The organism is Paraburkholderia sp. BL6669N2, assembly GCF_003387275.1.
In the GTDB taxonomy this organism is placed as follows: Bacteria; Pseudomonadota; Gammaproteobacteria; order Burkholderiales; family Burkholderiaceae; genus Paraburkholderia.
The window spans coordinates 3,106,254-3,119,813 of record NZ_QUNA01000001.1 but is presented as its reverse complement, the minus strand read 5'-3'; the positions used below and the strand labels follow the sequence as shown (position 1 = coordinate 3,119,813).

14 protein-coding genes and 1 tRNA gene are annotated in these 13,560 nt (G+C 62.2%); 9 read left to right on the top strand and 6 right to left on the bottom strand.

Going from position 1 to position 13,560, the window contains the following annotated elements:
- Nucleotides 1-89: 89 nt before the first annotated feature.
- From B0G80_RS14115 to B0G80_RS14100, 4 genes are all read left to right on the top strand, one after another.
- Entirely contained in the window at nt 90-701 is a 612-nt protein-coding gene (locus tag B0G80_RS14115; RefSeq protein WP_006052302.1) for a glutathione S-transferase N-terminal domain-containing protein, read from the top strand.
- A 69-nt stretch (nt 702-770) separates the two neighbouring features.
- Nucleotides 771-1,280 carry a ClpXP protease specificity-enhancing factor gene (locus B0G80_RS14110; RefSeq protein WP_116118398.1) on the top strand — a complete coding sequence of 170 codons (510 nt, stop codon included), beginning with the start codon at nt 771-773 and terminating at the stop codon, nt 1,278-1,280.
- Between the two features lie 19 nt (nt 1,281-1,299).
- A tRNA-Thr gene (locus B0G80_RS14105) sits at nt 1,300-1,375 on the top strand.
- 393 nt (nt 1,376-1,768) lie between these two features.
- Nucleotides 1,769-2,893, top strand: a complete 1,125-nt coding sequence (locus B0G80_RS14100) for a class I SAM-dependent methyltransferase (RefSeq protein ID WP_116118397.1) — start codon at nt 1,769-1,771, stop codon at nt 2,891-2,893.
- 52 nt (nt 2,894-2,945) lie between these two features.
- Here the strand turns inward: B0G80_RS14100 and B0G80_RS14095 are convergent, their stop codons facing one another.
- The gene (locus B0G80_RS14095; protein WP_116119654.1) at nt 2,946-4,211 is read right to left on the bottom strand and encodes a TIGR03862 family flavoprotein; all 1,266 of its coding nucleotides are present in this window, start codon (nt 4,209-4,211) and stop codon (nt 2,946-2,948) included.
- Nucleotides 4,212-4,593: 382 nt separating this feature from the next.
- On the opposite strand from B0G80_RS14095, the gene B0G80_RS14090 reads away from it, so the two are divergent.
- Nucleotides 4,594-4,803 (top strand): DUF1059 domain-containing protein, encoded by a 210-nt coding sequence (locus B0G80_RS14090; RefSeq protein WP_106284210.1) that lies wholly within the window; start codon nt 4,594-4,596, stop codon nt 4,801-4,803.
- A 90-nt stretch (nt 4,804-4,893) separates the two neighbouring features.
- On the opposite strand, the gene B0G80_RS14085 is transcribed toward B0G80_RS14090, so the two are convergent.
- Nucleotides 4,894-5,214 (bottom strand): hypothetical protein, encoded by a 321-nt coding sequence (locus B0G80_RS14085; RefSeq protein ID WP_012434486.1) that lies wholly within the window; start codon nt 5,212-5,214, stop codon nt 4,894-4,896.
- A 383-nt stretch (nt 5,215-5,597) separates the two neighbouring features.
- On the opposite strand from B0G80_RS14085, the gene B0G80_RS14080 reads away from it, so the two are divergent.
- Nucleotides 5,598-6,434: an SAM-dependent methyltransferase gene (locus tag B0G80_RS14080; protein WP_116118396.1), complete on the top strand. Its 837-nt coding sequence runs from the start codon at nt 5,598-5,600 to the stop codon at nt 6,432-6,434.
- 60 nt (nt 6,435-6,494) lie between these two features.
- On the opposite strand, the gene B0G80_RS14075 is transcribed toward B0G80_RS14080, so the two are convergent.
- Together B0G80_RS14075 and B0G80_RS14070 are read right to left on the bottom strand one after the other, a co-directional pair.
- A complete protein-coding gene (locus B0G80_RS14075; RefSeq protein WP_116118395.1) occupies nt 6,495-7,049 on the bottom strand; it encodes a DUF1415 domain-containing protein in 555 nt (184 codons plus the stop codon).
- Nucleotides 7,050-7,143: 94 nt separating this feature from the next.
- Complete coding sequence (locus B0G80_RS14070; protein ID WP_116119653.1) at nt 7,144-7,800, bottom strand: TetR/AcrR family transcriptional regulator; 657 nt, start codon at nt 7,798-7,800, stop codon at nt 7,144-7,146.
- Nucleotides 7,801-7,954: 154 nt separating this feature from the next.
- Here B0G80_RS14070 and B0G80_RS14065 point away from each other — a divergent pair, with 154 nt between their 5' ends.
- A complete protein-coding gene (locus B0G80_RS14065; protein ID WP_116118394.1) occupies nt 7,955-9,238 on the top strand; it encodes an MFS transporter in 1,284 nt (427 codons plus the stop codon).
- 228 nt (nt 9,239-9,466) lie between these two features.
- A complete protein-coding gene (locus B0G80_RS14060) occupies nt 9,467-10,060 on the top strand; it encodes a nitroreductase family protein (protein WP_181196649.1) in 594 nt (197 codons plus the stop codon).
- Between the two features lie 58 nt (nt 10,061-10,118).
- Here the strand turns inward: B0G80_RS14060 and B0G80_RS14055 are convergent, their stop codons facing one another.
- Complete coding sequence (locus tag B0G80_RS14055) at nt 10,119-11,594, bottom strand: MFS transporter (protein WP_116118393.1); 1,476 nt, start codon at nt 11,592-11,594, stop codon at nt 10,119-10,121.
- 189 nt (nt 11,595-11,783) lie between these two features.
- Here B0G80_RS14055 and B0G80_RS14050 point away from each other — a divergent pair, with 189 nt between their 5' ends.
- Nucleotides 11,784-13,034 carry an Hsp70 family protein gene (locus B0G80_RS14050; protein WP_116118392.1) on the top strand — a complete coding sequence of 417 codons (1,251 nt, stop codon included), beginning with the start codon at nt 11,784-11,786 and terminating at the stop codon, nt 13,032-13,034.
- Nucleotides 13,035-13,144: 110 nt separating this feature from the next.
- Here B0G80_RS14050 and B0G80_RS14045 read toward each other — a convergent pair whose 3' ends face one another.
- Nucleotides 13,145-13,348 carry a cold-shock protein gene (locus B0G80_RS14045; RefSeq protein WP_007180251.1) on the bottom strand — a complete coding sequence of 68 codons (204 nt, stop codon included), beginning with the start codon at nt 13,346-13,348 and terminating at the stop codon, nt 13,145-13,147.
- Between the last annotated feature and the right edge of the window lie 212 nt (nt 13,349-13,560).

Below are 13,560 nucleotides of genomic sequence, written 5' to 3'. Positions count from 1 at the left end.
CGTCACCCGGCGTGGGGCCGGCGCCAGGAAAAACCTGTTGGACGGTTTTTCCGCGCGCTGGCCTTTCAGCTTTTTGAGGAAACGTAAACATGATGGTTCTGTATTCCGGCACAACTTGCCCGTTCTCCCAGCGCTGCCGGCTGGTGTTGTTCGAAAAGGGCATGGACTTCGAGATCCGCGACGTCGACCTGTTTAACAAGCCGGAAGACATCGCCGTGATGAATCCGTATGGTCAGGTGCCGATTCTCGTCGAACGGGACCTGATTCTGTACGAATCGAACATCATCAACGAGTATATCGACGAGCGCTTCCCGCACCCGCAACTGATGCCGGCCGATCCGGTTCAGCGCGCGCGTGCCCGCCTGTTCCTGCTGAACTTCGAGAAAGAGCTGTTCGTGCACGTCGGCACGCTCGAAAACGAAAAGGGCAAGGCGGCGGAGAAAAATCACGAGAAAGCCCGTCTCGCGATCCGCGATCGTCTGACGCAACTCGCGCCGATCTTCCTGAAGAACAAGTACATGCTCGGCGAAGAGTTCTCGATGCTCGACGTCGCGATCGCGCCGTTGCTGTGGCGTCTGGATCATTACGGCATCGAACTGTCGAAGAACGCCGCACCGCTCATGAAGTACGCCGAGCGCATTTTCAGCCGCCCGGCCTATATCGAAGCGCTGACGCCTTCGGAAAAGGTGATGCGTCGTTGAGCTTGGCTTTTGGACGAGGGCGCCGCGCGGTTGAGTGGGCGCGGGCCCGCGTTCGTTAGAGGACTGTAGATGCAAGAGATTTCCACCAAGCCCTACCTGCTGCGCGCACTCTACGAGTGGTGCACGGATAACGGCTATACGCCGCACATCGCGGTCCGGGTCGACAATCAGACGCGCGTGCCGCGTCAGTTCGTGCGCGACAACGAAATCGTGTTGAACATCAGCTTCGAGGCGACCAGCCAGCTGCAGATGGGCAACGAGTGGATCGAGTTCAGCGCGCGTTTCTCCGGCAAGTCGCACAAGATCGAGGTGCCGATCGCCAATATTCTTGCGATCTATGCGCGCGAGAACGGCCAGGGCATGGCATTCCCGGTCGAGTCGGCAGGCGGCGAAGCGCAGGATTCGGGCGCGGACGCGGAAGTGGCGGACGACACCGAAGCCCCCGCGCCGCGAGCGGTCGAAACGGCACCCGCTACGGGTGCCGCCACCGCCAAAGCGGATAGCGAGACGGCCGGACCGCAGCCTGACGACGATGGCTCAAAAGGCGGCGGAAGGGCTCGCCTCAAGATCGTAAAATGAAGTAGAATCACGGCCTCATGCCGGCTTAGCTCATCAGGTAGAGCGCTTGACTTGTAATCATGAGGTGGCGGGTTCGAGTCCTGCAGCCGGCACCAGTTGTACTAAACGGGGTTTCTGTTCAATCAGAAACCCCGTTTTTTCTTGGTGCGCGCTTATCGACGAAAGTCACGGTGTCCGAGCCGCTGCGCGGCGCTTCCGCCTGCAAAAGGACGGGTTTCATGAAATATCGGTGAGGCGCAAATCGGTCCAAAATCACCATATCTCTTTCACCTTGTCGATTGTGGACTGAAAAGTCTACGATTTGTCGGCCAAGGCCGGCAGATAACGCGCGTTACCCGTCCAGCCGGCGAATAGCGCACCGCGGACCCGGACGACAGAGGTACTATTCGGGCGTCAGTCGGCAACGCTTCCAAGTACTCCGGCGGGCACCGCCCCCGATGACGCGCCTCCTCAGTGCGTCGCTCCCGCAACACCGATCCCACCTCACCATGACCAGCCCTGCAACCATCACCTGGCCCGAAGCCGACGGCCCCCGCACCGCGCGTTGGCGCTCCGAAGCAGCCGTGCCGCCGCCCAAGCGCGTCATCGTTGCGGACGACCGTACCACCGCCGATTCCGCGTACCGACTCGCGTGCGAAGGGACGGCGCTCCTGTGGAACGGCGACTTTCAGAATGCTCGCCAGCTGCTGCAAGCGGTAACGCGCCGACTGGAGCGCAAGCCGCGCAAGCAGGGCGAAACGCCGCTCGACGCATTCAATTTGCATCGCCAAGCGCAGTCGCAGCGCGCGCGTACGCTCGGCATGATCCTGATTCCGCTCGACGCCACGTACACCATTCCGCTGCGCCGCGCGCCCGATGTCCAGCAAGCCTGCGTCGAAACCTACGGACCGTCGAACGACGAACCGTCCGTCGTGTCGCTGCGTGAACTGCTCGGCATGATCGGCGCGCACGAGTGGCGCAAGAAGGGCGTCGAGATTCCCGCGCTGGGCGACCGGATTCATCCGCATTACGGCGTGTTCTCGCCGGTGCGCGGCGAATATGTGGATCTCGTCGCGCGCACGCCGCTGCCTTCGCTGAACAAGGCGTTCGATATCGGCACGGGCACGGGCGTGTTGTCGGCACTGCTCGCCAAACGCGGCGTAAAGAAAATCATCGCTACCGATCAGGATCCGCGTGCGCTCGCTTGCGCGCGCGAAAACCTCACGCGTCTCGGTTACGACCAGCAGGTCGACGTCGTGCAGGCCGATCTGTTTCCGGAAGGACGCGCGCCGCTCGTGGTGTGCAATCCGCCGTGGGTGCCGGCAAGGCCCGCTTCGCCGATCGAGTACGCGATCTACGATCCGGAAAGCCGCATGCTGCTCGGCTTCCTTAACGGGCTGGCGGAGCATCTGTCGCCGGGTGGGGAAGGCTGGCTGATCATGTCGGATTTCGCCGAGCATCTCGGTTTGCGCACGCGCGACTGGTTGCTGGCGGCCATCGACAAGGCGGGTTTGAGTGTGGTGGGTCGAGAGGACATTCGTCCGCGACACCCCAAGTCGACCGATGAAACCGATGCGCTGCACACGGCGCGCATGGCCGAAGTGACGTCGCTGTGGCGTCTGAAAGCGCGCTAAGCGCTGAGACGCATTGCGGCTCGCTCAACAACGAGAGCGGCAATGCGGCGCGTCAGGTCGATGCGCGGCCAACGTACGCCGCCGCCCCGCGCCCTGCCGCGAGGCCGCTGGCAAAGCAGGCGGTGAGCAGGTAGCCGCCCGTCGGCGCTTCCCAGTCGAGCATTTCGCCCGCGCAGAAGACGCCGGGCAGTCGCTCGATCATCAGATGTTCGTTGAGCGCCTCGAAGGGAATGCCGCCGGCGGTGCTGATTGCTTCCGCGATCGGACGGGCGCGCGTGAGCCGCACCGGCAGCGCCTTGATCGCGTGCGCGAGACCGTTGGCGTCCGCGAAAGCTTCTTTCGACAGAATCTCATGCAACAGAGCCAGTTTTACCCCACCAATCCCGATCCGGCCGTGCAAGTGGCTTGACATCGAACGTGAGCCGCGCGGCCGCGTGACTTCGGCGACGACTCGCTCCAAAGCCAGGCCTGGCGCCAGATCGAGCATGATCGTGACGTCGCCGTCAGCCAGAATCCGCTCCCGAATCTGGGCCGACAAGGCATAGATCAAACTGCCTTCGAGGCCCGTTTCGGTCAAAAGTATTTCACCTTGTCGATTGTGGACTTTATTGTCTACATCGGTGAGCGTGATGGCCACAGGCTTGACCGGTTGACCCGCGAAACGCTCGCGCAGATAGGGGCTCCAGTCGGCGTCGAAGCCGCAGTTCGCTGGCAGCAGGGGCGTGACGGGCACATCGCGCGAGGCGATCAGCGGGACCCACGCGGCGTCCGAGCCGAGACGTGGCCAGCTTGCGCCGCCGAGCGCAAACACTACGGCGTCGAAGGTGACGGCATGCTCGCCGTCCGGCGTGGCGAAACGGAGCGTATGCGTGGCGGCGTCGGCGGCTTGGGCGTCCCAGCCGCACCATTTGTGGCGCATGTGAAAGCGCACGCCCGCCTCGCGCAGTCGATGCAGCCACGCCCGCAGCATCGGCGCGGCTTTCATGTCGGCCGGGAAAACGCGCCCCGAACTGCCGACGAATGTCTCCACGCCCAACTCGTGCAGCCACGCGCGCAAAGCGTCGGGATCGAAGGCCCGCACGAGCGGCGCGAGCTGCTCGCGGCGCGCGCCGTAGCGGCCGAGAAACGGCTCGAGCGGCTCCGAATGCGTGATGTTCATGCCGCCTTTGCCCGCCATCAGAAATTTGCGGCCGACCGACGGCATGGCGTCATGGACGTCGACCTGCACACCTTGCTGCGAGAGCGCCTCGGCGGCCATCAAGCCGGCGGGGCCGCCGCCGATCACGGCGACGCGGGCGGAATGGAATGAGGATGGCATGCGGGCCTGCGGAAGAGCGGAAGTGGCGGCGCGCCGACGGTCCGGATGATCCGGCGGCGCGAAGGCCGCTATTTTCACACCGTGGACAGCGCAGGGCAAACGCGCGAGCGGATCGGCAGGCCGAAATAGGATGGGTTCAGGCGGTCCTGCATCCGGCCGGTTTGCTTCGGTGCCTTTGTTATCGAGCGGCGCGACCTATACTTTTCAGACACCTTCCATCGGACGCCGCACGCGTCTTTCTCGCGTCAGACCAACTCGCCACTTTCCCCGCCACCCGGCGCTATCCGCGCGATCGGAGCTGCCGTGTTACGGCCGGCGATCTGGTCCGCGCGTCTGCTGCCTGCGTGGATGTCTGAACGTCATCTGAATCAAGGAGACTGCCATGTCCCGCAAATACATCGATTGCCGCGAGTTTCCGAGCGAAACGAACTGCACCGTCGCCCTGTCTGCCGACAGCGAGAGCGAATTGCTCGACGCCGCCGTGCAGCACGCGGTCACGGTGCACAAACATACGGATTCGCCGGAATTGCGCTCGCAACTCAAGACGCTCTTTCACGACGGCACGCCGCCGGTCGAAGCACCGCGCGCGTGAGCTGCTGTCTTTTGGGGAGCTACAGAACGAGCGACCCGCGCGAACGGCACCTTGCCGCCCGCGCGGGTCGCAGCATCGTCGAACTATGTCCTAGCCGGGGTACGCCTCGTCCACCTTCAACCCGGCGAGCTTGAAGATCACCCGCAGCGTTTGCGGCTTGATATCGCGCCGCGAAGCCAGCGTAGTCATGACGAAGTCGAGCACTTTGGCGTACTTGAGCATGGTCAGACAGGTTTCCATGTCCACGCTGCCGTCGCGCATGACTTCGGCCAGACGGAGCATCTCCGTCGAGATGTCGCGCGCCATTTCCAGTTCGAGTTGCTGCTTCTCGGACCACGCCGGGGTGGCGATCAGTTTCGCCAGCATTTCCTGAAATTTCTGTTCGACGTTTCCGTTGGGTACCGTATCCATTGCCGCCTCTTCTATTTTCCGAGCACGCGTCCGCTTGAAGTCTCGGCGCGCTGCTGGTTACGTAACGTTCGGCCCGTGTTCCGGGACCGTCCTCCCCACATGCATTCGGTTCGCGTGGTGAAAGCCACGGCCGCAGCCCGTTGTTATAGGCGGCACAGCCGGCACCATCGTGCCTGGCCGTTACGCAAGCTGCTTTTGTACCTTTCCGAAACCTTCCACGCGGCGCTTTTCGTGCAGGAAGTGTTCCAGGTTTGTGCTCTTTCTGGCATGGTTTGGCGGCTCCTTCGGTCAGCAAGCCGCACTTTGGGTAAACTGGCAGCAACTTTTCCCTTTTTCCGTCGCCTGTCGCACGTTCACGCTGCAATTATTGGCGATTTCCCTCGATGTCCACCAAAACGCACGAAATCCGCCCCAACCAATCCGTCGAATTGCTGAAGGAGCTGCATATCCTCACGCGCGACGGCAAGATGAACCAGGACAGCCGCCGCAAGCTGAAACAGGTCTATCACCTGTTCCAGTTCATCGAGCCGCTGCTCAAAGACCTCAAGAACGAGCAAGGCGCCGTGACCCTCGTCGACCACGGCGCGGGCAAGTCCTATCTAGGTTTTATCCTGTACGACCTTTTCTTCAAGGAATTTCAGGGCGATGGGAGCGGTGCGTCACACATATATGGTATTGAGACGCGCGAGGAGCTTGTCGCGAAGTCGGAGGAACTGGCGCAACGGCTGGGATTTACCGGCATGTCGTTTCTGAATCTGTCGGTGGCGGACTCGATCACGTCGGACCGCTTGCCGGCCCGGATCGACATCGTGACCGCGCTGCACGCCTGCAACACCGCAACCGACGACGCGCTGCGCTTCGCGCTCGAAAAGAAGGCGAAGTACATCGTGGTCGTGCCGTGCTGTCAGGCCGAGGTGGCGGGGGTTTTGCGGCAGAACAAGGGCAAATCGCTCGGCAACGCCCTCACGGAAATCTGGCGGCATCCGTTGCACACGCGGGAGTTCGGGAGCCAGATCACGAACGTGCTGCGGTGTTTGCAACTTGAAGCGCACGGCTATCAGGTCAGCGTGACCGAGCTGGTCGGTTGGGAGCATTCCATGAAGAACGAACTCATCATCGCCCAGTACAAGGATTTGCCGAGGCGTCGGCCGGCCGAGCGCCTGAACGAGGTGATGGAAACCCTCGGGATCGAGGAGCTGAAGGAACGGTTTTTCGTTTGAGACTGATGGGGCGGCAGTGCACGGTCGCTTTTGCGGACCGTTGCGCGTATTAGCGCTTCATCAACGCTTCATCAACGCATTCCAGCCCGCCAGCCCGATTCGTCGGAGCGTTTCCTGATTCCGCTCGTAAATCTCTTCAGCGTCGGGAAAAGCCTGAACCGCGCGTTCGATGCTGTCCTCGCGCAGCAAATGCAAAATCGGATACGGCGCACGATTCGTGTAGTTCTCGATATCGTCGGGCTCGCTGCCTTCGAACTGATAAAACGGATGGAAACTCGCGATCTGAACGACGCCTTCGAGCCGAAGCTGCTTGAGCATGCGGTCGGCGAAAAACAGGCAATCGTTGTAGTCGAGAAAATCGCTGAGCGCTTGCGGCACGATTAACAGCGTCGTATCCACGGCGTCAGGGTCGGCGGCGACGAGCGTCTGAAGCTCGGTTTCCAGATCGGTCAGCACGCCTTCCATGTCCACGGCATCGCTGACGGCATAGCGAATCTGTCCCTTCACATGGACTGCCTTCGCGAACGGGCAAAGATTGAGGCCGATCACAGCCTCGCTCAGCCAGTGACGAGTAGCGGCAACAACGGCATCGTGGGATTCGGCGGACAACGACATGGCAGGCGGCGCGGGAGATAAAGCGCCATTTTAACGGGCGGACCGACGTCGATCCGCGCCTCGCTCAAACAGAACGTCAAAGCAGAAAATTCGGTTAGCTGCCGCTGCAGTTGCTGCCTCTGCCGCTGCCGCACGCGGCGGCGATCAACTGTGCGGCGACTTTCGGCGCGGCCAGAATGGGCCCGCATCCGGGCCCGTAGGTCTGGCTGGCCGCATACACGCCTTCGATCATCAAACCCAGCGCGTTGGCGAGCGCTACCGGATCATCGGCGCCGGCCGCCGTGGTCAGTTCCGTGAGCCGCGCCATTAAGCGCGCCTTGTTGCGAAACACGAATTGCCGCGCCGGATGCGTCGCCTCCGGAAACTCCACCGACACGTTCACGAAAGGACAGCCGCGATAATCGTCGACAGACGCGCGCACCGCGAGGTCGTCGAAATATTGTTGTAGCTGCCTTGCCGGTTCGCCCGGATGCTTGGCGAAGCTTCGCTCCACATAGCTGAAGAACTGCTCGTCCTTGCGCTCCAAGTAGGCCATGACCAGTTCGTCTTTCGACGAAAATTGCCGGTACAAGCTCATCTTGTTCACGCCGGCGCGCTCGACCACCGCGTCCACGCCGACGGCTCGCACGCCCTCGCGATAGAACAACTCGTCCGCAGCACGCAGCAAGTGCTGCTGTGCCTGCGGGCCGGCGGTCTGCGCGCCGCGCGTGCGGCGCGCAACGGCCGGCTTTGGGGTTTGACTGTCCGACATGGTGACCACCTGAACTCAATTAACGCCTTGACATGTTACCGAGCAGTAACTAAGATCGCAACACCTATTGTGACTGATCTGTCACAAGTCCTTTACCGAACACGTAACAATCTAAGCGGCGTCGCCTGCGGAGCAGGTGTCGATTGGAGAACCGATGAACTGGGCAGCAAGACTGATTGGCGGACGTTTCCACTACGGCTGGTTGACCGTCGCAGTGGTTTTTCTGGTGCTGCTGGCGGCGGCCGGCACGCGCGCCACGCCGAGCGTGATGATGCTGCCGCTCGAGCATCAATTCGGCTGGAGCCGCGCAACGATTTCTCTCGCGATCTCCGTGAACATCGCGCTGTACGGTCTGATGGGACCGTTCGCGGCGGCTGCGATGCAACGTTTCGGTGTGCGTCCCACGCTGCTGGCCGCGCTGGGGACGATGGCGGCGGGCGTCGCGCTGTCGTCGCTGATGACGCACCCGTGGCAAATGGTCCTGATCTGGGGCGTGATGGTCGGCGGCTCGACGGGTGTCGCGGCGCTGTCGCTCTCCGCAACGGTGGTGACGCGCTGGTTCACCACGCGACGCGGCCTCGTCATGGGCATTCTCACGGCAAGTTCGGCGACCGGCCAACTCGTGTTCCTGCCGATGCTCGCCGCCATCGCCGAACACCATGGCTGGCGGCAAGTGGTGTGGGTCGTCGCGATTGCGGCCGCGGTCGTGATTCCGCTGGTTGCATTTCTGTTGCCCGAGCGCCCGGCCGACATGAAGCTGCGCCCGTATGGCGAACCGCACGATTCGCCCATCAACAGCACCGTCACCAAACAGAATCCGCTGGCGATCGCCTTCGGCACACTCGCCATGGCCAGCAAGACGCGCGACTTCTGGTTGCTGTTCTTTAGCTTCTTTATCTGCGGCGCGAGCACCAACGGCTATGTCGGTACGCATCTGATCGCGATGTGCGGCGACTACGGCATGACGGAAGTGCAGGGCGCTTCCCTGCTTGCCGCGATGGGCATCTTCGATCTGTTCGGCACGACCCTCTCGGGCTGGTTGTCCGACCGCTTCAATAGCCGCGTGCTGCTGTTCTGGTACTACGGTCTGCGCGGGTTGTCCTTGATGTATCTGCCGCACGCGTTCGGCATCGACTTCTTCGGGTTGCCGCTGTTCGCCGTGTTCTACGGCCTCGACTGGATCGCGACCGTGCCGCCGACCGTGCGTCTGGCCACCGACGTCTACGGCAAGGAATCGGCGCCCGTGGTGTTCGGCTGGGTCGTTGCCGGGCATCAACTCGGCGCGGCGTTCGCGGCGCTCGGCGCGGGTATGCTGCGCGCGAGCCTCGGTACGTACACGGTGGCGTCGATGATTTCCGGCGGCTTGTGCCTCGTGGCGGCGGTGATCGTGTTGCGGATCAACCGGCCCGCCAAAGTGCCGCAACCGCAGGTCGCGTAGAGCCGCACGCAATCGACTTGCACGATGCCGGCAAATGCACCGGTTTGAAACCGCGCGCGGCTGTTCGGGCATCGCGACAACGACGGCCCCCGCAAGGGGCTGTTTTGCTATTGCAGCCGGCGCTAAACAAACTGCTCGCTTGTTGGCGCACGCGTGCCGAAGCCCGGTTATGCTATGTGACCCCCGGGCAGTTGCCCGTCGATCATGAATTTCGACCGAGAGAAGCGCATGACCAACAAACCCGCCCCTACCGCAATTGCCATTCACGAGCTGATTGCAGGCCGCTGGAGCCCGCGCGCGTATTCGAGCGAGCCGGTGAGCCGCGAGCATCTGCACTCCGTGCTCGAAGCGGCACGCTGGGCGCCGTCTTCGTATAACGCGCAGCCGTGGCGTTTTCTCGTATTCGACCGCAGCGTCGATGAAGTCTCGTTCAAGCAGGCCTTCGCCACGCTGGTGCCGTTCAACCAGGGCTGGAATGCGCCCGCGCCGGTGCTGATCGCGGTGACTACGCACACACTGACCAACAAGGGCGAGGTGAATCGCTGCGCACCGTACGATGCGGGCGCCGCGGCGATGGCGCTGGTCTTGCAGGCACATGCGCTCGGCCTCGCCGCGCACCAGATGAGCGGTTTCGACCCAAACGCGTTCCGCGCCGCATTCAAGCTGCCGAACGACGTCGAAGTGATCGCGATGATTTCGCTCGGTCATTACGGCGACGTGGACAAACTGGATCCGGTTTTGCGCGAGCGCGAGAAGTCGGTGCGTCAGCGTCTGCCGCTGGCGGAAATCGCTTATGGCGGCGGCTGGAAGAAGGCGTTCTGAGCGGTTTTTCGGCTTATGTATTGAGTAAAACGAACGCGCGGCGCTGACCGCGCGTTTTTCATTCGGTGTCGTCCGCGACACTCGACAGCGGCGTCGCCACGCTCTCCAGCGACTTGCGCTCCGCGTCCACGCCCCAGATTGCCGCGATCACCGCCGCCGCCAGCATCAGACCCGCCCCGACCAGATAGCCGGAAAACACTTCGCTGCGCTGATGCGTGTCGATCAGCCGGCCAAAAAACGCCGGCCCGGCGATGCCGCCGAGCGCCGTGCCGAACGCGTAGAAAACCGCAATGGCCAGCGCGCGAATTTCCAGCGGAAACGATTCGCTGACGGTCAGATACGCCGAACTCGCGGCCGCCGACGCGAAGAAGAAAATCACCATCCACGCGATCGTCTGCATCGCGACGGTGAGCATCTGCTGCTCGAACAGGTAGCCGCTCAGCGTCAGCAGGACGCCGGAGATCGCGTAAGTCGCCGTGATCATTTTGCGCCGCCCGATCACGTCGAAGAGCCGCCCGAGCAGCAGCGGTCCTAGGAAATTGCCGAGCGCAAAGGGCATTAGATACCAGCCGATGCCGTCGCCCGGCACGTGGTAGAAATCGGTGAGCACGAGTGCGTAGGTGAAAAAGATCGCGTTGTAACAAAACGCCTGCGCGGTCATCAGCGACAGACCGACCAGCGCGCGCCGTCGGTGCACGTTAAAGAGCGTATGGAATACCTCGCGCAGCGGCGTGTGTCCGCGAGCGCGTAGGCGCAGGCGCGTGAGGTCGTTGTCGGAGAGCGCGTGGCCTTCGTTGCGAAAGCGCGTTTCGATGCCTTCGACAATCGCGCGCGCGTCGCGCTCGTCGCCGTGCGTAAGGAGCCAACGCGGGCTTTCGGGCACCCAGATGCGCATGGGCAAAATCCCCAGCGCGAGCACCGCGCCGATGAAGAAACAGGCGCGCCAGCCCCAGTCGGGCGGCAGCAGATGCGGATCGAGCAGCACTAGCGAGCCGGCCGCGCCGAGGCCCGCGCCGACCCAGAACGTGCCGTTGATGCCCAGATCGGTCCAGCCGCGCACACGGGCTGGCGTGAATTCCTGGATTGTCGAATTGATCGCCGTGTATTCGCCGCCGATCCCGGCGCCGGTCAGGAAGCGAAACAGCAGAAAACTGGCTAGATTCCAAGACAGCGCGGTTGCCGCCGTCGCTGCCAGATACAGGGCTAGCGTGATGAAAAACAGCTTGCGACGTCCGAGCCGGTCGGTGAGCCAACCGAATCCCAGCGCGCCGAGCACCGCCCCCGCGATGTAGGCGCTACCGGCCAGACCGACGTCGGCGTTGGTAAAGTGCAACGATGGACTAGACTTCAACGCACTTGCGACCGCGCCCGCCAGCGTGACTTCCAGACCGTCGAGTAGCCACGTCACGCCAAGCGCCGCCACGATCAGCGAGTGAAACCGGCCCCACGGCAGACGGTCGAGCCGCGAGGGCAGATCCGTTTCGACGACCGTGGCGTTTTTTTCGTGGACAGCGGCAGTAGGCGGCGCGCTCATTGCTTGAAGTCTCCTCAATTCCGAAAATTGGCGGCATATCCTGTCAAAATGAGCAATATTCGTTCCGTCGAACTGCGTTTTTGCGTTCTCGCGAGCGTGCCTGAAACGTCAGTTGATGCTGATTGGGCTTTCGTGTTACAAAGCCGCTCCCCCTTCTGTCCGCGCCAGCCGTGAGCGGCGATTCCTGCCATGAACTATTGCGCGATTGACTTCGGTACTTCCAATTCGGCTGTGGCCGTTCCTGTCGACGGCGCGCTCAAGCTCGCGCCGGTCGAGGGCGCCTACACGACGCTGCCGACCTCGGTCTTTTTCAATACCGACGAAAACACCCGCGAATTCGGGCGGGCGGCGCTTGCAGCCTATATCGACGGCTTCGACGGCCGTCTGATGCGTTCAATGAAGAGCATTCTCGGCTCGCCGCTCGCCGAGAACTCCACCGATCTCGGCGACGGCTCGGCGATCAAGTACACGGACGTGATCGCGATTTTCGTCGAGCATCTCAAGCGCTCGGCGGAAAAAAGCGCCGGCGGCCCGATTCATCGCGCCGTGCTGGGCCGCCCGGTGTTTTTCGTCGACGACGACCCGCGTGCCGATCAGATGGCGCAGCAGCAACTCGAAGCCGCCGCGCGCTCAGTCGGCCTGCGGGAAATTCACTTTCAGTATGAGCCGATCGCGGCCGCGTTCGACTATGAATCGCATCTGACGGAAGAAGGGCTCGTGCTAGTGGCCGATATCGGCGGCGGCACCTCGGACTTTTCGTTGGTCCGGGTCGGGCCGGAGCGGATGAAGCGCGTCGAGCGCAAGGACGACGTGCTGGCCCACCACGGCGTGCACGTCGCCGGCACGGATTTCGACCGTCGCGTGGAACTGGCGACGATCCTGCGGGAAATGGGATATCAGACGCTCGACCCGGAAGGCCGTGAGATTCCGAACCGGATTTATTTCGATCTGGCGACCTGGCATCTGATCAACACCGTCTACGCCCCGAAGCGCGTCAACGAACTCGCGCTAATGCGGCACCTGTTCACCGAGGTCAAGCATCACGACCGCCTGATGCGCGTCGTGGAACGCCGCCTGGGTCATGCGCTGGCCGCTCACGCGGAAGAGGCGAAGATCGGCGTGGCGGCGGGCGGAGAGACCGTGATCGACCTCGATGAAGTGGAAGACGACCTGCGTCTGGCGTTCGACGAAGCGCAACTCATCAAGGCCGGCCAGGACGAAACGCTGCGCATCGTGCAGGCGGCACGCGACACGGTGCAGGCGGCCGGCGTGGCGACACGCGACGTCAATGCGATTTACTTTACGGGCGGTTCGACCGGATTGGCATTTCTATCGGGCGCGTTGGCGGCGGCATTTCCTGATGCTAAAGCGGTATTCGGCGACCGTCTCGCGAGTGTCGCAACTGGACTCGGCATTCACGCGCGGCGTGTATTCGGATAACCAGAATCATCAATCGCATACTGCGAAGATAATCACCGTTCGCAATAGCGGCGGATATAAAAAAACCCCGCCGAGGCGGGGTTTTTTGCGTCCAGAAGGAAGCGTGTTGCTTACACCGGCTTGATGTTAGCAGCTTGCTTGCCCTTCGGGCCCGTCTTCACTTCAAACGTAACCTTTTGGTTTTCTTGCAGCGTCTTGAAGCCTTCCGTGCGGATTTCCGAGAAATGCGCGAACAGATCTTCGCCACCGCCGTCCGGCGTGATGAAGCCAAAGCCCTTTGCGTCATTGAACCACTTGACGGTACCGGTTTCCATATTACTTGTTCCTAAAGATGGTAAATAAGGCCGAAGCCCAGAGAGTGCATGAAAATCAAGGAAGGGGTAATGGGACCAACCGGAGTACCGTTGATGGGCGAACTACGAAAGACCAATTCACTCGCCGCTTGAAATCCTGCCCCGACTTTATACGGCGATTTTGAGAGAAGGTCAACAGTCTCCCCACAACTTTACGAACTTTCGCTAGCTTG

Coding starts and splice junctions, on each gene's coding strand:
- B0G80_RS14115 (WP_006052302.1), top strand. CDS start 90: ATGATGGTTCTGTATTCCGGCACAACTTGCCCGTTCTCCCAGCGCTGC.
- B0G80_RS14110 (WP_116118398.1), top strand. CDS start 771: ATGCAAGAGATTTCCACCAAGCCCTACCTGCTGCGCGCACTCTACGAG.
- B0G80_RS14100 (WP_116118397.1), top strand. CDS start 1,769: ATGACCAGCCCTGCAACCATCACCTGGCCCGAAGCCGACGGCCCCCGC.
- B0G80_RS14095 (WP_116119654.1), bottom strand. CDS start 4,211: ATGCCATCCTCATTCCATTCCGCCCGCGTCGCCGTGATCGGCGGCGGC.
- B0G80_RS14090 (WP_106284210.1), top strand. CDS start 4,594: ATGTCCCGCAAATACATCGATTGCCGCGAGTTTCCGAGCGAAACGAAC.
- B0G80_RS14085 (WP_012434486.1), bottom strand. CDS start 5,214: ATGGATACGGTACCCAACGGAAACGTCGAACAGAAATTTCAGGAAATG.
- B0G80_RS14080 (WP_116118396.1), top strand. CDS start 5,598: ATGTCCACCAAAACGCACGAAATCCGCCCCAACCAATCCGTCGAATTG.
- B0G80_RS14075 (WP_116118395.1), bottom strand. CDS start 7,049: ATGTCGTTGTCCGCCGAATCCCACGATGCCGTTGTTGCCGCTACTCGT.
- B0G80_RS14070 (WP_116119653.1), bottom strand. CDS start 7,800: ATGTCGGACAGTCAAACCCCAAAGCCGGCCGTTGCGCGCCGCACGCGC.
- B0G80_RS14065 (WP_116118394.1), top strand. CDS start 7,955: ATGAACTGGGCAGCAAGACTGATTGGCGGACGTTTCCACTACGGCTGG.
- B0G80_RS14060 (WP_181196649.1), top strand. CDS start 9,467: ATGACCAACAAACCCGCCCCTACCGCAATTGCCATTCACGAGCTGATT.
- B0G80_RS14055 (WP_116118393.1), bottom strand. CDS start 11,594: ATGAGCGCGCCGCCTACTGCCGCTGTCCACGAAAAAAACGCCACGGTC.
- B0G80_RS14050 (WP_116118392.1), top strand. CDS start 11,784: ATGAACTATTGCGCGATTGACTTCGGTACTTCCAATTCGGCTGTGGCC.
- B0G80_RS14045 (WP_007180251.1), bottom strand. CDS start 13,348: ATGGAAACCGGTACCGTCAAGTGGTTCAATGACGCAAAGGGCTTTGGC.